Raw genomic sequence first — 18,515 nt, 5'->3', positions numbered from 1 at the left:
AAATAAAGTAGAACAAATAAATGAGCTTCAAGAAAAAATATTTAAATTATTTAAAATAAAATTATAAAATTTGTGTAGTACACAAATTTTATAATTTTATTTTCTTCCAAATCCTTGTCTAAATCAAGGATTTAGAAATTTTGTTCTACAAAGATGAGGTAAAACAACAAAATATGAATATACATATAACATGTACTCAAAAAAAAGAACATAAAAATCAGAGACTAACAGAAAATAATCGTAAACATGAACACCAGATCATGAACTTATGAAATATTGTCTTGAAGCCTGAATAAAGAAAAAATACACAAAAGTAAAAAGACCATAAACAAACGGTAAAGCTGAAAAAGTAATAAAAACATTAATGGATATACGACATAGTAAAGAAACATTTATTTCAACAGAAAATAGAAAAAAGTCTTTAAAAAGATTTGTAAATCGATATAATTGTGTCAAACTTCATAAATGAATTGATAATAAAACACCATATGAAATTATAGATGAGTTTTATCACTGATAAATAAAAAAAACTGTAAACAATGCTACTATTTCTTACAATAAAAAAAATTATAAATACTTATCCAATTTTGATAAGAAATTATTTTTAATTTCTTGATAATCAAACTTTATTTTTTTAAATTCTTCAAATTTATTTTTAAGTTCATATTGATTTTTTTTATGAATCAAAACACCAGATCTTAAATCTAATAATTCAGGACTTGCTCAACAATTGTAAGCAAACACTGGCACTCATAAACTTAAACTTTCTGCTGTAACTATTCCAAAACTTTCTTTTGTTATATTTATTAATCATTTTGATTTTTTTAATAATTTTATTTTTTTTTGTAGATTATTTATTTCTCACAAAAAAATTATATTTGATTTTTTAACTTTTGATTTCAATAATAATTCGTCTGGTCAAGCTCAAACAATTAATAAATTATCATCTAAATTATTAAATAGTTCTATTATTTTATCTAATTCTTTGGAAAACCTTACTAATCTTCAAATATAAATATAATAATTATCTTTTTGATTTACTATATTAGTATTTACTATTTCATTATTTATTTTTGGGTATTTAACAATTCATTTAATTCAATATATTTTTTGTGCTAATTTTTCTGTATATTTACTATTAAAATACACTTCATCAAATTGAAAATATTTTTTATCCCATTTTCTCAAAAATTTTGAACTAATTTTAAAAATTAGTTTTTTTATTCAAAATAATTTTTCTAAATATTCTTCATAAGAATCTCGTATATATTGCATAGGACTATGTAAATATATTTTTTTGTATACTTTAGATTTTATATTTTTTGCTATTGCAAAAGATGATATAAGTAATTTATCAGGATTATATTTTTTTATTTTTTTTGATAAAAAATAATTTAATATAGGAAAAATTGGCATCAAATTACGATATCATATTTTATTTATCAAAAAATTATTTTTTATAACAGAATTTATTTTTATATCTTGTCAATTTATTGATAAAAAATTTTTATCACTAAAAACACAGAATATTTCTCATTGAGAATATTTTTCTTCTTTTATTAAATCTATAAAGACTTTCTCAGCTCATCAAATGGTAATTATCCAATCATGTACAAAAGCTATTTTCATTTAACTTTTAATTTTTAAAGTATATTTGTTACTTTTTCTAAATCTGTATTAACATCAAAAACATTTCATTTATGATAAGTAGCTCATTCTAAATGAACTCATTTTATAGATAAATCTAGTTCAGGAATATATGCAACTATATATGCTTTATAATTATCTATATAATAATATTGTTCTTCATTTGTTTTGTCCAAATAAGAAATAACAAAATTATCATCTGACATAAATCATAGACCTAATATATTACTTTTTATTCTATCAACAGTTTCTTCATCCTCTCTTATTTCATAAAATGTATCAAAATTATTATTATTTTCCATATATATATATATTATAAATAAATTATTTTTTCTCAAAAATGAATTAACTTATAAACAAATAATTTCATTTTTCAAGAAATTTTATTTATAATATATAACAATATTAAATTAACATAAGATTATTACAACTCAAACAATAAAAACTAATTTATATACAATAAAAAAGCGAAATAAAGAACTAAGTTCTATTTCACTTTTTTAATAAATATTAATTAGTTATATTATTTTTTTAATACAGTTGCTACACTTCATACAAAATCTAACCAATAATTTTTATCTTTATTATATATATCATCTAATGTAAGATTAATTTTTGTATTTTTATTAAAATAATGATATACTACTTTTGCAACTTTTTCTACTTCTTGTTTTGTATAATTTAGTCATAATTGCTCTAATGCAGTATACAACTCATTTCTAGCATATACTAACGATTCTTCTTTTATTTCTCATTTTTTTAATACACTCAAAATACTTCATACAAAATCTTTATAAAGTCATACAACTGATTTATTATGAATATCTCTTAAATTAGATTTTGAAAAGTATTTATTATATACTTGATATGATATACTTTCTACCTTTTCCTTTGTTGCATTTGGAAAATATTTTTTTATATCATTATATATTTCTTCTGTTCAATATTTCCAATTAAACATTTCTTTATCATCTTTACAAGCTCATTCATACAAAATTTCAGCATTATCATTTTCTGCTAAACAAGAATTAGAATATGTTTTAGGTAATGGTTTTTGACATAAAGTTCAAGATGGACATGATATAGAAGTTTGCCCACATACTGGTTTATATATAGATGAACAAATAGGTTTTTGATTATCACTACTTTTACATTCTTTTCACCAATTAGGTTGTTTATTTTCTTCTCATTCAAATCATGAATTTTCATCAAAAAAATTAGGTTCAGATTTAAGTAAATTTAGAGAAATATTGGAAGATTCTTGAAATTATTATTTAATAGTTAGATAATAACTAAATGAATTTCTTAATATAAGAAAATACTTTATAAAAAATATTATTGAAATAATTTTATTATAATTAAACTTGAAAAAATAATAATATTATTTATATAGTATATACATTTATATTTTAAAGGAACTGTATGAAAAAATTATTATTGTTATTATTAATCTGATTTGTTCCAGTTTTTGGAGGTTGTTTATGAGAAGTTGATGAAAATGAAGATAATCAAAATCTTGATAATGAACAATCTAATTCAGATCTTGATAATGAACAAAATGAACAAGCTCTTTCAGAAGAAAGAGATAGTGCGAGATTATCACATTTATGACAAACTTCAATGGCTTTATCAATTTATTATTCTGGTAGATGAAGATGAAGTTATCCAGAAAGTGATTGAATGGTTGAACTTAGTGAAATACAAGATTATCTTGTTCCTAGATATATGGATAGTTTACCTAGTGATCCTTTGGATTGAAAAAATTATTATTATATTTCACTTAATAATCGTTGAACAGAAAATTGATGATATGCTTTGATAGCAGAACTTGAAAATACTTGAGATAATTGATATATTAATGCTAATAATATTGATGAAGTACATAATATGATAAAAGGTATAGATTCAGATTCAAGTAAATTTAGAGAAATATTGGAAGATTCTTGAAATTATTATTTGAGCTATAGATAATAAAAAATTATTTAAATAAATTCCTTAATATAAGAAAATACTTTATAAAAAATATTAGTTTATAAAGTATTTTTTTGTTATTTTAATAATTTGGGTTTGAATTTATTGATAAATTATGTATATATAAGATATAATTTATTTAATATAAATATATAAAATATATGCAAAAAATACAAACTAAATGGGATTTGGAACAGTATTATAAAGATATTAATGATCCAAAAATAAATAATGATATGCAAGAAGTAGAAAATATGGTTAGAAATTTTATTTCAAAATTTAAATGAAATATATCAAAATTAGATTTTCAATGATTTTTGGAAATGTTTGATTTAGATGATAAGATTTCTTATCTTGCTGTAAATATTTGAAGATATTTACATTTTTTATCAGCATTAGATACTCAAAATCAAGATGTATTGAAAAAAAATCAAGAATTTGATGATTTTGTTACTAATCTTAGTAATGATTTAATATTTGTTGATCAAGAAATAAAAGAAATTTGATATGAAAAAATGATAGAATTTTCAAAAAAAGAAGAATTACAAAATTATAAAAATTGGTTTTTACAAAAAGCAAATTCTGTAAAATATTTGTTGGATGAAAAAACAGAATTTGCTTTAAATTTAAAATCAAATGCGAATTCTAATGTTTTATCAAATTTACATGAAGAACTTACTTGAAGTTTTTCTTTTATATTAAATATAGATGGCGAAGAAAAAGAACTTACTGAAGATCAAGTTAGAAATTTAAGACTTTCTGCTAATCCTGAGACAAGAAAAAAAGCATTTGATGCAATTAGAGAGAAATATTTGGATAATAAAATACAAATTTCTTTATGAAATGTTTATGCAAGTGTTGTAAAAGATTGGATTGTTGATGTTAAAATTAGATGATTTGATTGAGTAATGTGACCTAGAAATAATTCAGAAGAAATTTCTAATGAAATTGTTCAAAAACTTTTGGAACAAATTACAAATTCATTCCTTCTTTATCAAAGATATAATAAAATAAAAGCTAAATTATTAGGGCAACAAAAACTTATGTATTACGATGTTTTTGCTCCTGTATCTGATGAAGATAAAAAAATTGAGTTTGAAGAATGAATTTGACTTCTTTTGGATTGTATGAAAAATTTTGATCAAGAATTTGCTCAATTTACAAAAGATCTTTTTGTTAATGGTCAAGTAGATGTTTTTCCTCAAAAATGAAAAAGGTGATGAGCTTTTGCAAGTTATGATAAAGATCATAAAAGTTTTGTTTTCTTAAATTATTCTGATACATTAGATAATGTAAGTACTATTGCTCATGAATTTGGGCATGCTATTCATTGATATTTTTCTCAATCTCAACCAAGAAAAGTTTATGATACTTGACTTTGTTTGGCAGAAACAGCTTCTATTTTTAATGAACTTATATTCGCTGATTATATTAAATTAACTTTAAATGATAATGAAAAAGTTTCGTTTTTGGCAAAACAAATAGAAAATTCTTTTGCAACTATTTTCAGACAAATTCAATATGTTAATTTTGAAAAAAAAGTCCATGAAAGTTTTTATGAGGGTAATAATTTAACTTATAAAGATTTTAATAAAATATGGAGAGAATGTCAAATTGAACTTTCATGAGAAACTGTAGAATACGATGTTCCTGCTGAACAAGAAACTACTTGGTCTGCTATCCCACATATTTTTGCTAGTCCTTTTTATTGTTATTCATATTCTTTTGGTAATATATTATCATTTGCATTGTACAAACAATATCAAAATGAAGGAAAATCTTTCATTCCCAAATATAAAAATATTTTGAGAGCATGAGGAAGTCTTACACCTTATGAACTTTTACAAACTATAGATATTGATATTTCTCAAGATAAATTTTATAAAGATTGATTAAAAGTTATACAAGATATGATTGATGAATTGGAAAAATTAATTAAATAATTATTTTAATTTATAATATATTTTTGATATGAAAAGAGTTCTTACTTGAATTAAACCTACTTCTGATAATTTACATATATGAAATTATTTTGCATCTATCAAACAAATTATTGATTTTCAAGAAATTTGAGAATATGAAACATTTATGTTTTTGGCAAATATGCATAGTTTAACTGCTATTCATGATTGAAATTTTATAAAAGAAAATTCATTAAGTGCTATCAAAACTTATTTAGCTTGTTGAATAAATCCAGATAAGACATATATTTATAATCCTGCACTAATTTCTGCACATGCTGAATTAAATTGGGTTTTGTCTTGTATTACTAATGTTGGATTTATGAAAAGAATGCATGCTTACAAAGATGCTTTGGCAAAAGATAAAGAAGAAAAAACAACAGTTGGAACTTTTTGTTATCCTATACTTATGGCTTCCGATATTTTGCTTTATGATGTTGATTATGTTCCAGTTGGTAAAGATCAAAAACAACATGTAGAATATGCAAGAGATATTGCTGGTAAATTTAATAATTTATTTGGTGATACTTTCAAACTTCCACAAGCAAAAATAGTTGAAAATTTGGCAACAATTACTGGTATTGACTGAAGAAAAATGTCAAAATCTTATAATAATTATATTTGACTTTTTGATGAAAATAATCTTTTGTTAAAAAAAGTTAAATCAATTCCTACTATGTCCTTATGAGTTAATGAACCAAAAAATCCTGATGAGTGTAATGTTTACAATATTTTGAAATTATTTTTAAATTTTGAAGAAGACAAAAAAATTCGTGATTGATATATACAAGGTTGATTATCTTTCAAAGAAATTAAAGAGTTTTTGTATGAGAAAATAATAAATTTTACAAATCCAATCAAAGAAAAAAAAGAAAATATATCTGATGAAGAAGTACAAAAAATTCTTAAAAATTGAAATAGTAAAGTAGAAAATATAGCTAATGATAAAATAAAAGATATTTATAAAAAAGTAGGATTTGTTTTTTAGAAAATATTTTTTAAATATTTTAGTTTTAATTAAAAGTTTTTTATTTTAGTTAAAAAAATAATGTATAAAAAATTTACTTATGAACAATTATTTGAAGTTAAAACTTGATTTATAAAAAATTTACAAAATTTATATTTAAAAAATAAATATAATTATTTGAAAGAGTTTTTGAAAGATAGTACTAAATATGGTGATTGTGTTTATTTTTTTGAATGAAATTGACCAGTGTTCAAAATAGAAAAAAATTGAGAATGATATATTTTGTGTGATGAAAAAGAAAAAATACAAATAAGTATGGATAAAGATGAAATAAATAATTTTCATTCTCAATTAAAAAGTCAAAAAAAAGTAAATAAACTAATAAAAGAAAATAAAACTATTTCTCAAACTCTATTTGAAGAATTTAAACAATGAAAATATAAAACTATAAAAGATAAACCTTATTTGGTATATGATATTGAAACTATATGAAATATAAATGATTTAAAAAATATGAAATTTATGATAGCTTATACTGTAATTTCAAATCAAGATCATTTAAAATCTGTAAAATATAGATTAGTAGATAGAAAAAGTATTACAAAATTTGTTGATTTTATGTTAAGTTTTGATTGATGGATAGTGTGATATAATAGTATTTATTTTGATAATCCTGTTAGTATTTATAATACAGATTATTGAGATGAAAAAATAAATGATTTAAATGAAAAAAGTATAGATTTATTTTTATTTATACGAAGACTTACATGAAAAAGAATATGACTTAATGCAGTAAGTAAAAGTTTATTGTCTATATGAAAAACTTTGGAATCTTGATTGGAATGAGAACAATACTTAAAAGAATATATAAAATCTTGAGACCAAAATGCATACAATAAAGTAAAATTATATTGTAAAAATGATGTAAAAATGACTTTATGAGTTTTATTATATTTTTTGAAACATAATAAAATATTTATTGATAATAAAGAATTTAATTATGATATAAATGATCTTATAAATTTATCAAATAATACTAAAAAAGAAGAAACTAATAATTGATTTTTTGATATATAGTATTTTTTGAACTTTTTTATATTTATTAAATTTTATCAAATAATATGAATTGATTTTATTTTTAAAATCATTAAATATATGAAAATGTTTTTTAATTAAATTATTTTTTTAAATGTTATTGAAACTTGATAGTATATTGCTTTATTTAATGTTTGCTTTTTTTATAAGTTTAATTTTGTACCCTTTTTATATTTATTTATTATCTTATATAAAGGCTGGTAAAAATCTTCGTGAAGATTGAACTTGATGAGGTAAGGCAATTATTTTTAATAAATTACATTCACATAAAATAGGTACACCAACTATGGGATGATGATTGGTGCTTTTTATAGTTTTATTATTAGTTTTGTTTTCTTATATATTACAATATCTTGATTTTATAAATTTTTCTTTAGTTACAAGACAAGAAACATATATAATACTTTTTGCTTTTTTTAGTATGTGAATACTATGACTTATAGATGATTATTTAAATATCAAATGAATAGGTAAGATAAAATGACTTACTGCTAAAATGAAACTTGTTTGGATGTTTTTATTTTCTGCATTTATCAGTTATTGGTTTTATATTAGATTATGAATTACTTCAATAAATTTATGGCCTTTTACTTGAAGTGTAGATATTTGATTTTTTTATTCAATTTTTACTTTTATTTTTACAATAGCTGTAGTTAATGCAATAAATATTACTGATGGTTTGGATTGATTAGTAGGTTGACTTTGTATTATGATTTTAGCTGTTCTTTGAATTATTACTTTTTTTTATGGTTGGTATTTGGCAACTACTGTTATTGCTATAGTTTTGGGTAGTTTATTAGCTTTTTTGTGGTTTAATATCAATCCAGCAAAAATATTTATGTGAGATAGTGGTGCACTTGCACTATGATGATTAATCTCTTCTTTAATTTATTTATTAGATATTAGAGTTGGTATAATAATCCCTTTTATGTTTTTGTTTTTGATATTTTGGGTAGAATTGTCTACTTCTTTTTTACAGATATTTTGGAAAAAAATTTTTAAGAAAAAACTATTTGCTATAGCACCATTTCATCATTTATTAGAATATAAATGAAATGCTGAATATACTATAGTTATGAAATTATGGCTTATTCAATGAGTTCTTTCATTGATTGCTTTAGTTATGATTTTTTATCAATTTAATTTTTAATAAATTAATGATATAATATGTCAAATATTACTTATTGATATAAAGATTTTTGAATTAAATTTTTGATTATTTTTAATTGAATTATTTTTATTTTTTTATTAAACTTTTCTGTATTTGCATATTTTATGTGAAATTATGATATTTTATATTTTATAGTATTAATTATATCTTGAGTTAGTGTTTTTTTTATTATAAGACTTGTAAATAATCTAAAATATGAAATAGATAATAATTGAATTACAATAATTACTCCTTGAAAAAGAAAATATTTATTGGAAAAAAAAGATATAGAAAAAATTGATTATATAGGAAAAGTTCCTTTTTATTATTGATTATGAATTAGAGTAAATTTTATTACTTGAGATGTTATGTTTACTACTTCATTAAATAATATTTATAGAATAAATATGTTTGATTGAAAAAAAATATTAATAAGTCCTAAAAATAAAGATCTTATGAATTTATTAATATAATTATATTTTTTATTTAAATATTTAATAATTAAAATGATTCAGATATATATATTAGATAATTTTGGAGATTATATGAAAACATTTGAAGCAAATGATAAAGAAAATATATTAAAACAAATAATTAATTCATGATTTGATATGCCTTTTTCATGTATGAATTGAACTTGTTGAATTTGTAGTTGTTTTGTGATAAAATGATCAGAGTTTTTAATTGATACTAATTGAAATAATTTTGTTTCAAATTGAGAATCATTTACAACTTGTAATACATTTGTTAAAGCTAATCTTGATTGAAAAGTTGTTTTACAAGCTGTTTTTTAATATAAGTTTATTAAATATATATTATATATTAAAATACAAAAAAACCAAGGATATATAATCCTTGGTAAATAGAAATAGAAGTCAATTATTGTATCTCATAGAGATAACATCTGGGACCGACTTTCTATTTCTTGTTTCTCCGATTTTTTTGTTTCCAAAAAAATGCTCTTTCATAGATAGCAAATTTGGGAGATATAACACCCTCTTTTTGGACAAAAAATCGCCTTGTAATACCATCAGGGCATTTTAACACTACTTCTTCAGTCATTTTGACCTCCTAACTAGGATAGACAAGGAAATGTTATTATAAACAAAATAATATATAAGTCAAGTTTTTTTTGTTTTTTGTGATAGCAATTTTAAAATGTCATAAAAAATAAAATTGTTAGTATAACAATATTGTTTTTAATTTTTAATGAACAATGTTATATCTTTAAATTATATACTGAAAAACTTATTAGAATAATAAACTAGATTATTTACTTTTTTATTGTAAAATAAATAATAAAAAACTTGAATATTTTATATATTTTAATATAATACAAGTAATTTACTTATCTAAGTATTTTTTATAATATGAATTTGTACATATACAATACATTAACTAGAGAAAAAGAAAAATTTATTCCGTTTTTTGATGAATGAAAAAAAGATTTTGTATGAATATATACTTGTGGTCCTACAGTATATTCTGATCCTCATTTTTGAAATTTAAGAGCTTTTGTTTTTGCATGATTATTATGAGATATAATAAGAAATATATTAAATTACCCTTTGAAACATGTTGTTAATATTACAGATGTTTGACATCTTACTGATGATGCTGACTCTTGACAAGATAAAATGGAAAAATGAGCTATTAGAGAATGACTTACTGCTTGGGATATTGCCAAAAAATATGAAAAAAATTTTATAAATTATATTAATAAGTTAGAATTAAATTTTGATTTTTTTCCAAAAGCAACAGATTATATTCAAGAACAAATTGATCTTATAAAATCTTTGGAAGAAAAAGGTTTTGTATACAAAATTAATAATGATTGAATGTATATGGACACTTCCAAAATTGATGATTATGGTAAACTTATGTGAGAAAATTATGAAAAACATATTTTATGAATAGAATCTTGAGCTAGAATTTCTAATGATAATAAAAAAAATATTACAGATTTTGCTCTTTGGAAATTTTCCAAAAGATGAGAAAAAAGACATATGGAACGAAATAGTCCTTGGTGATTGTGATTTCCTTGATGGCATATAGAATGTTCTGCAATGTCAAAAGCTATTTTATGAAAAAATTTTGATATACATACTTGATGAATAGATCATATAACAACTCATCATACTAATGAAATAGCTCAAAGTGAATGTTCTTTTGTTAGTGATAAACCATGGGTAAAATATTGGATGCATTCACAATTTTTAAATTTTGATGGGAAAAAACTTTCTAAATCTTCTTGAGACACATTATCAATACCAGATTTGGAAAAAAAATGATATACAGTATATGATTTAAGATATTTTTATTTTACTGCTCAATATAGAAATTCTTTAAAATTTAATTGGGATGCAATTCATAAAGCATATATTACTAAAAGAAATTTGGTAAATAAATTATGGGCAAATCCTCGTTCAACTTCAGTACAAATGTCTACTTGAGATATTAAAGAAATAGAGAAAAATTTACAAACTAAAGAAGCAAAAATATTTTTAAAAAACATTTTGAATTGTTTATTGGATGATCTAAATACTCCTAGATTATTAAGTATTCTTAATAAAGATGTTGATAAATTAAATGTTGAATCATTAAATTTATTTGCTTGGTTTGATTTAAATATTTTTAAATTTGGTTTGTTTAAAGATTTGATAAACAAAAAAGAAAATTTAGATAAAATGCCTATTCCTTACTTTATAACTCAAATTGCTCAAGAAAGACGAAAAGCTAAATTAGAAAGAGATTACAAAAAAGCAGATGAATTTAGAAATAAATTAAGTGAACAATGATACTTTGTAAAAGATTATAAAGATACATATATAGTTTATCATAAACTTGATTATTAAAAAATAATATTATATTTTATAAAATTAATTAATTATTATTATGAGTAAAGAATTATTATCTAAAATATTATGAAGTGTATGATTTTTTGGTTCAATTGTTTCTTATATTATTTTTGTTGAAGATAATATACTTAAAGCTGGTTTTATATGACTGACAATTTGAATAATATTATCACAAATACCTTTATATGTTATGAAAGATAAAAAAGATAAATAAATATTTTTTATAAATTATATTGTATTTGTGTTTTGTTATTTCAATAATTTAATATGTAAGAAATAGTAGAGTTGTTTACAGTTTTTTTTGGAAATAAACAATTATTGGTAATGAATTGATTTTTTTATCAATAAGTTTTTGAATAATACAAACTTTATTCATAATAATTTAATCTTGTGATCATAAAAAAGAAAATTTGTCTTGAAAAATTTAAAAAAATAATTATACATAATCGATATATAACATATTTTATATTATAAAAATTAAAATTTAAATGGCTACCAAAAAAGCGGCATGAAGTGCAAAAAATCTTAGAGATTCTAATCCTAAATATAGGTGAGTCAAATTGTTTTGATGACAAGTTGCAAAAGCAGGAAATGTAATTATAAGACAAAAATGAGATAAATATAAAGCTTGAAAAAATGTTTATATTACTAACGATTTTACTGTTCATGCAAAAATTGATGGTAAAGTTTCTTTTAGAAAGAAAAAAGTTGAGAGGTTTGATTGAAAAAAATATCTAAAGACTTTTGTAGATATTGTAGAAAATTAGTATTTTTATAAGATTAATATTATTTATTAAATGGCAGTACCAAAGAAAAAAGTTTCTATATCAAAGAAAAAAAATAGACATAGTGTTTGGCAGACTAATTCTATAAAGAAGTTGTTGAATAAAGCTACAACAGTTAAATGTGATAATTGTGATACTTTAAAACTTTCTCATAGAGTTTGTCCTCATTGTTGATTTTATGCATGAAAACAAATCCTTACTATTAAAACTAAAAGTAAAGAGACTATAATAGAAGAGTAGTTTTGTATATTAATATAATTAATTAAATTAATGAATATAAAGTCAAGAATTCTTTCTAGGAAAATTGTTTTTTTGTATTTTTATCAAAAATTTTTTACAGAATATCTTTCAAATGAAGATATTCTTTTTAATGATATATTAAAAGTTGATAAAATAGTTAATTATGAAAATATGTCAGATAAAGATTTGATTGAATTAAGAAGAGATATTGCTGAAATTTGTTCTTTTTCAAATTTGGATATGGATATTTCATATTTACATAATCAGTTTTTTTGAAATTATGAAATAAATTTAGATTTTGATTATATATCTATTATGATTTTAAATTTTTCTACTTGTTTGGAACAATTGGAAAAATTAATAAATGAAAATATTGAAACTTTTGAATTTTCAAGTATGGATATGGTGGATAAAATAATATTTATTTTATGATTTACTGAAAAAAATTTAATTAATACACCAAAAAATGTTATTTTAAATGAAATGATTATGTTGGCAAAAATTTATGGTGATAATAATAGTTATAAATTGATAAATTGAATTTGACATAAAATAATAAGTTAATTTTAATATTTAATTTTTTATTGAATATGTTGTCGGAGAAAGCAAAATGATTAATTTCATCATATAAAGATTATCTTTCAAAGAATTGAATTGATAAGTCATTAATTGTAAATGAGGAGCTTATGATGATTTCATTTTTTCATAAATCTTATGTTTCTGATTTGCCTTATACTATACCTGATAATGAAAGATTAGAATTTTTATGAGATTCTATTTTGGGTTGTTTGATAGCAAAAATGCTTTATTTATATTTTGAAAATGTTCCTGAATCAAAACTAACATTATATAAAATTGCTTTAGTAAGAGAAGAAATGTTGGCAGAAGTTGCAAGAGATATATTCTTGGATAAAATGGTTTTCCTCGGTTATGGTGAAGAAAAAACTTGATGAAGGAATAAAGATTCAATTTTGTCTGATACTTTGGAAGCATTGATTTGATATATTTATTTGGATATATGAGCTGATATGGCAGAATCTTTTGTTAAAGATAAAATTTTTTCAAAAATAGAAAATATTAAATCTGCTAATGTTAAAAGTTATAAAACTATGGTTCAAGAATATTCTCAAAAGTTATATAAAGATGTTCCTTATTATGAAAATTATGAACATGAATTTGATGAAAAATGAAATATTATAAATTATAAGTGTATTGTTTATATAAATTGAGAAATATTTGGTGAGTGATATTGAACTAAAAAAAAGATGTCTAATGAAGAAGCTGCAAAAAATGCTTACAAAAAAATACAAATTTTAAATGATTTAATTTAATACTAATTTAATTTTACTATGGATATTAAGTTTTCAGTTATTAAAAATGCTATGTTTTGGATAGTGTCTGGTGTTGTTTTAATGTTAATTTCATTAATATTGTTTTTTTCTAATCTTAGACTTTCAATACAGTTTACATGATGAATGGAATTAATATTGGATGTAGAATCTCAAAATTTGGAGTGAGTTGATGAATGAATTTCTAAATTGCTTGTAGATAATTGATTTGATTCTCCTTGAGTTTATATTTGAGAAAAAAAATGATATCCATCGTTGATATTGGAATTAGATATATCTGATGATAAAAGTGTTGATTTACTCTCGAGTTTAACTAAAGATTATTTGATTGATAATTGACATATTTCAAGTTGAGATGATATTTTAGAAAATGCTATAATAGGTCCTAGTATATGAGATTGGATGAAAAAAGCAGCTATTACTGCTATACTGTTTGGTTTGTTGTTTATTTGAATTTATATGTTATTTGCATTTTCTTGAATAAGAGAATATCTTTCACCTTGATTATTGGCATTAGTTACTATGTTTACATTGCTTTTTGATGTATTGATTCCTGCATGAGCATATTGAATATTTATGTTTCTAAATAGTGCTATACAAGTTGATTTAATATTTATAGTTTCTATACTTACTATTATGTGATATAGTATAAATGATACTATTATAATATTTGATAGAATAAGAGAAAATATATCATATACTAAAGAAAAAAAATTGGAAAAAGATAATTGACAAACAGTTAAAATTAATAAATCAGAAATTAAAGATAATAATATTGATTATGTAGAAATTTTTGATAAAAGTATATGGCAAACTATGAGAAGATCTTTGGCAACATCCTTTTCCACTTTATTAGTTTTGATAAGTATGTTTATATTTTGAGGTTGAGTTATACAGTTGTTTTCATTTACATTAATGATATGAGTTATTGCTGGTACTTTCTCTTCTATATTTTTTGCAACTTCTTTAACTTATATTTTTGGTGTTAAAAATAGTAAATAAAATAATTTAAATTTATTTATTTAATGTATATTTAAATATGAAAATAGCTATATCAGGTGCTCATTGAGTGGGTAAAACTAATCTTTTGGAAAAATTAGAATTAGAAAATTATACAAAAATAAATGAAATAGCAAGAGAATTAATTGAAATTATGGGTAATCCTAAAAATATGGAACCGATAGACAAATCAAATTTTCAACATAATGTTTTTATACAACAACTAATACAAGAGAAAAAAGCAAAAAACTTTATATCAGATAGAAGTATATATGATATACTTGCTTATTCTGAATGATTATATTGTTATGATTTTCTTGAAAAAGTGGCAAATTTGAAAAAAAGATATGATGCAATTTTTTATATTCCTATTGAATTTGAGTTAGAAAATGATTGAGTTAGATTTGAATGAATTGAATTTCAAAAAGAGATTGACAATAGAATAGTTGATTTATTAGAAATATTTTATCCAGATTATTATACTCTTACTTGAACTGTTGAAGAAAGAACAGAAAAGTTTTATAATATAGTAAATAAATTATGATAGAAAAAAACTTAATATTTAATCCAGATTGAAGAGATGATATAGATGATAGAACAATAATACATTGAAATACAACCTGATTATTTAACTTAAATAATGTAAAATATTCTTGGGCTAAATGAATGTATAAAGTAATGCTTGGAAATTTTTGGATACCTGAAAAAGTTTCTTGATTAAATAAAGATGCTGTTGAATATGATGAAGTATTAAATGATGATGAAAGAAAAGCTTATGATTGAATTATTTCTTTTTTGACTTTTCTTGATAGTATACAAACTATGAATTTACCAAATATTAATGATTATATTACCTCTCCTGAAGTTAATTTAATTTTGAGTATACAGGCTTTTCAAGAAGCAATACATTCTCAATCATATCAAACAATATTGGAAACTGTAGTATCAGCTAATAAAAGAGAAAAAATTCTTTATTTCCGAAGAGAAGACAAACATTTGTTGGAAAGAAATAAATTTATATGACAAATATATCAAGATTTTGTTAATGAACCTAATGACCAAAATTTATTTAGAAGTATAGTAGCAAATTGGCTTTTGGAAAGTATATATTTTTATAATTGATTTGCTTTTTTTGATACTCTCGCAGATCATAATAAAATGTTGGCAAGCGATAGAATGATTAATTATATTCGTAGAGATGAAGAAACACATGTAGTAATATTTGCTAATATTATAAAAGAAATAAAAAATGAATTCCCTGATATTTATGATGAACAGTTATTGTTGAAAATGATGGATACAGCGGTAAATCAAGAAATAGAATGGTCCAAACATATACTAAACAATAAAATAATATGAATGGCAGACGAGAATATAATATGATATACAAAATATCTTGCAAATCAGAGATTAGAAAGTCTATGAATTAAACCACTATATCCAGATGCAACAAAAAATCCTTATAAACATTTGGAAAGAATACAAGATCAAAATAGCGAAAAAGCAAACTTTTTTGAAACTACGGTAACTAATTATTCTCAATCTAGTAGTATGAAATGAACTTGGGATTTTTAGATTTTTTTATAAAAAAATAAAGATTTAAATAATTAAATAATATTAGAATGTCAGTATATTCTTTTTCTCAAATTCAATTATATAATAAATGTCCTTTAGCTTTTAGATATAAATATATTGATAAAATTAAATTGCAAGAGAAAGAATATACTTCTGATTTGATTTTATGAGAAATTGTTCATAAAGTATTGGAAAATTTGTATAATGATATAAATGTTTTTCAAAAAAATGATTTAGATTTTTATATGAAACAATATAATTCTATTTGGAAGCAAAAAATAGATGATATTTCACAAGAATGAAAAGAAATAATTATAAAGTGAAGTTGAAATTTATCGGATTATATAAAAAGAGGTGAAATATATATAACAAATTATTTTAATGAAAATTATCCTTTTGATTCAATAAAAATTATATCTACTGAACAAAATATAAATTTTAGTTTAAATGAGAATATAAAATTTAGATGAATAATTGATAGATTAGATAAAAAATGAGACGATTTTATAATAAATGATTACAAAACTAATAAAAATTTACCAACACAAGAAAATGAGGAATATAAAGAACAACTTACACTTTATGCATTATGAATAAAACAAAAATATTGAAAATATTTAAAAAATATTTATGCACAATTACATTTTTTACATTTTGATATAAAAGATATTTGGCAAATTGATGATTTATCTTTGGAAAAAATAAAAGATAAATATATTTTTATTATAAATGAAATAGAATCCAAAAGATTTAATTTTAATATGTGAAATAAATCAGAATTTAAAGAAGTAGAAAATTATTGATGTAAATTTTGTGAATATAAATCTATTTGTCCATTATTTGCTCATAGTTTTATGAATGATGAAACTATTTCTGAAATATGAAATAAAACTTTGAAATCAATGATAGATGAGTATTGAAAAATATCTAAAGATATTAATAATTTGGAAAAACAAAAAAATAATATGAAGCAAATATTTATAAATTACTCGCAAAATAAAAATTTATCTAGAATTTATTGAAATAATTTTTATATTAGTGTTATTAAAAATAAAACATATAAAATACTTGATCAAAATCAATTAAAAATTTTATTAGAAAAAAAATGAAAATTAAATTGAGTTTTGGAAGTTAGTTCTAGTTTATTATCCAAACTTTTTAAAAAATGAGAATTATCAACAATAGATTTTAAATCTGTAGTACAAGAAAATATTTATAATACTATTAGATCATTTACTATTAAATAATAAATATTTAAAAATTAGTTATATGCAATTCAAAAAATATTTTTTTAACGGAGAATAAGGAATGATAGGCTTTCAAAGGGGAATAAATTTGATTTTTTCTAAAAAAGGAGGGGGAGAATAATGTGTTTTCTCCACTTCGTTCCGAAAACTATTTAATTTATAAAGGAAATCTTTATAATGATAATAACTTTTAATTTATATACTAAAAATATTTTGCTTTTTTAGTAAGAATAGTTATAATATATATATATATATTTATAAATAATGAAAATATTATGATAGAAAAAATAAAAGAAATAGAGTTAAGAGAAAAAACTGAAAAAAGCTGAAAATCATTAAAAAGATTACAATGTTTAAGATTTAGATTAGAGTGAATAAAATATAAACAGATTCAAAAACTTTTAAATATTTCAGAAGATACAATTGCAAGATGGGTAAAAAAATATAATAATTGATGAATAGAGTGATTATTATCAACTAAAAATAATTGAAAACCTTCAAAGTTATCAGAAAAAGAAATAGCTATAATAAAAGAAGAAAATGAAAAGAAATGATTTAATACCGCAGAAGATGCACAGAAATATATAGAAAAAAAATTTTGAATAAAATATTGTATTAGTAATGTAAGAAATATCTTAAAAAAAAATTAAATTTTAGTTTTAAACAACCTA

At 20.9% G+C, this 18,515-nt stretch carries 22 protein-coding genes; 19 read left to right on the top strand and 3 right to left on the bottom strand.

Features of this window, described 5'->3' with window-relative positions:
- Positions 1–364: 364 nt before the first annotated feature.
- Entirely contained in the window at positions 365–520 is a 156-nt protein-coding gene (locus VAMP_RS05575; protein WP_213349954.1) for an integrase, read from the top strand.
- A 47-nt stretch (positions 521–567) separates the two neighbouring features.
- Here the strand turns inward: VAMP_RS05575 and VAMP_RS05570 are convergent, their stop codons facing one another.
- The 3 genes from VAMP_RS05570 to VAMP_RS05560 all read right to left on the bottom strand — a co-directional run bounded on the left by VAMP_RS05570 (position 568) and on the right by VAMP_RS05560 (position 2,641).
- Entirely contained in the window at positions 568–1,629 is a 1,062-nt protein-coding gene (locus VAMP_RS05570; RefSeq protein WP_213349953.1) for a glycosyltransferase, read from the bottom strand.
- Positions 1,630–1,643: 14 nt separating this feature from the next.
- Positions 1,644–1,949, bottom strand: coding sequence for a hypothetical protein (locus VAMP_RS05565; protein ID WP_213349952.1), 306 nt, complete (start codon positions 1,947–1,949; stop codon positions 1,644–1,646).
- Positions 1,950–2,170: 221 nt separating this feature from the next.
- Positions 2,171–2,641: a hypothetical protein gene (locus VAMP_RS05560; RefSeq protein ID WP_213349951.1), complete on the bottom strand. Its 471-nt coding sequence runs from the start codon at positions 2,639–2,641 to the stop codon at positions 2,171–2,173.
- Positions 2,642–3,069: 428 nt separating this feature from the next.
- On the opposite strand from VAMP_RS05560, the gene VAMP_RS05555 reads away from it, so the two are divergent.
- From VAMP_RS05555 to VAMP_RS05470, 18 genes are all read left to right on the top strand, one after another.
- Positions 3,070–3,618 carry a hypothetical protein gene (locus VAMP_RS05555; protein WP_213349950.1) on the top strand — a complete coding sequence of 183 codons (549 nt, stop codon included), beginning with the start codon at positions 3,070–3,072 and terminating at the stop codon, positions 3,616–3,618.
- 161 nt (positions 3,619–3,779) lie between these two features.
- Positions 3,780–5,561, top strand: coding sequence for a M3 family metallopeptidase (locus tag VAMP_RS07230; RefSeq protein ID WP_213349949.1), 1,782 nt, complete (start codon positions 3,780–3,782; stop codon positions 5,559–5,561).
- Positions 5,562–5,589: 28 nt separating this feature from the next.
- Positions 5,590–6,567: a tryptophan--tRNA ligase gene (trpS, locus tag VAMP_RS05545; RefSeq protein ID WP_213349948.1), complete on the top strand. Its 978-nt coding sequence runs from the start codon at positions 5,590–5,592 to the stop codon at positions 6,565–6,567.
- Between the two features lie 60 nt (positions 6,568–6,627).
- The gene (locus VAMP_RS05540) at positions 6,628–7,623 is read left to right on the top strand and encodes a ribonuclease H-like domain-containing protein (RefSeq protein ID WP_213349947.1); all 996 of its coding nucleotides are present in this window, start codon (positions 6,628–6,630) and stop codon (positions 7,621–7,623) included.
- Positions 7,624–7,735: 112 nt separating this feature from the next.
- Entirely contained in the window at positions 7,736–8,791 is a 1,056-nt protein-coding gene (locus VAMP_RS05535) for an MraY family glycosyltransferase (RefSeq protein ID WP_213349946.1), read from the top strand.
- 17 nt (positions 8,792–8,808) lie between these two features.
- Entirely contained in the window at positions 8,809–9,264 is a 456-nt protein-coding gene (locus VAMP_RS05530) for a hypothetical protein (RefSeq protein ID WP_213349945.1), read from the top strand.
- A gap of 33 nt (positions 9,265–9,297) precedes the next feature.
- Positions 9,298–9,585 carry a 2Fe-2S iron-sulfur cluster-binding protein gene (locus tag VAMP_RS05525; protein ID WP_213349944.1) on the top strand — a complete coding sequence of 96 codons (288 nt, stop codon included), beginning with the start codon at positions 9,298–9,300 and terminating at the stop codon, positions 9,583–9,585.
- A 576-nt stretch (positions 9,586–10,161) separates the two neighbouring features.
- Positions 10,162–11,646 carry a cysteine--tRNA ligase gene (gene cysS, locus VAMP_RS05520; RefSeq protein WP_213349943.1) on the top strand — a complete coding sequence of 495 codons (1,485 nt, stop codon included), beginning with the start codon at positions 10,162–10,164 and terminating at the stop codon, positions 11,644–11,646.
- Positions 11,647–11,686: 40 nt separating this feature from the next.
- Positions 11,687–11,863: a hypothetical protein gene (locus VAMP_RS05515; protein ID WP_213349942.1), complete on the top strand. Its 177-nt coding sequence runs from the start codon at positions 11,687–11,689 to the stop codon at positions 11,861–11,863.
- A 274-nt stretch (positions 11,864–12,137) separates the two neighbouring features.
- Entirely contained in the window at positions 12,138–12,416 is a 279-nt protein-coding gene (locus tag VAMP_RS05510) for a 50S ribosomal protein L27 (protein WP_213349941.1), read from the top strand.
- Between the two features lie 30 nt (positions 12,417–12,446).
- Positions 12,447–12,674 (top strand): 50S ribosomal protein L32, encoded by a 228-nt coding sequence (gene rpmF, locus VAMP_RS05505; RefSeq protein WP_213349940.1) that lies wholly within the window; start codon positions 12,447–12,449, stop codon positions 12,672–12,674.
- Positions 12,675–12,704: 30 nt separating this feature from the next.
- The gene (locus VAMP_RS05500; RefSeq protein ID WP_213349939.1) at positions 12,705–13,238 is read left to right on the top strand and encodes a transcription antitermination factor NusB; all 534 of its coding nucleotides are present in this window, start codon (positions 12,705–12,707) and stop codon (positions 13,236–13,238) included.
- Between the two features lie 26 nt (positions 13,239–13,264).
- The gene (gene rnc / locus VAMP_RS05495) at positions 13,265–14,005 is read left to right on the top strand and encodes a ribonuclease III (protein WP_213349938.1); all 741 of its coding nucleotides are present in this window, start codon (positions 13,265–13,267) and stop codon (positions 14,003–14,005) included.
- An 18-nt stretch (positions 14,006–14,023) separates the two neighbouring features.
- Positions 14,024–15,025: a protein translocase subunit SecF gene (gene secF / locus VAMP_RS05490; RefSeq protein ID WP_213349937.1), complete on the top strand. Its 1,002-nt coding sequence runs from the start codon at positions 14,024–14,026 to the stop codon at positions 15,023–15,025.
- A gap of 37 nt (positions 15,026–15,062) precedes the next feature.
- The gene (locus VAMP_RS05485) at positions 15,063–15,569 is read left to right on the top strand and encodes an ATP/GTP-binding protein (protein WP_213349936.1); all 507 of its coding nucleotides are present in this window, start codon (positions 15,063–15,065) and stop codon (positions 15,567–15,569) included.
- A complete protein-coding gene (locus VAMP_RS05480) occupies positions 15,563–16,597 on the top strand; it encodes a ribonucleotide-diphosphate reductase subunit beta (protein ID WP_213349935.1) in 1,035 nt (344 codons plus the stop codon). The genes VAMP_RS05485 and VAMP_RS05480 overlap by 7 nt, the downstream gene beginning before the upstream one ends.
- 47 nt (positions 16,598–16,644) lie before the next feature.
- Positions 16,645–17,844, top strand: a complete 1,200-nt coding sequence (locus VAMP_RS05475; RefSeq protein WP_213349934.1) for a RecB family exonuclease — start codon at positions 16,645–16,647, stop codon at positions 17,842–17,844.
- A 275-nt stretch (positions 17,845–18,119) separates the two neighbouring features.
- Positions 18,120–18,494, top strand: a complete 375-nt coding sequence (locus VAMP_RS05470; protein WP_213349933.1) for a helix-turn-helix domain-containing protein — start codon at positions 18,120–18,122, stop codon at positions 18,492–18,494.
- Positions 18,495–18,515: the final 21 nt, after the last annotated feature.

The organism is Candidatus Vampirococcus lugosii (assembly GCF_018420025.1).
In the GTDB taxonomy this organism is placed as follows: Bacteria; Patescibacteriota; Gracilibacteria; order Absconditabacterales; family Absconditicoccaceae; genus Vampirococcus; species Vampirococcus lugosii.
The sequence above is the reverse complement of the archived record's forward strand: the minus strand, read 5'-3'. Positions and strand labels throughout refer to the sequence as shown.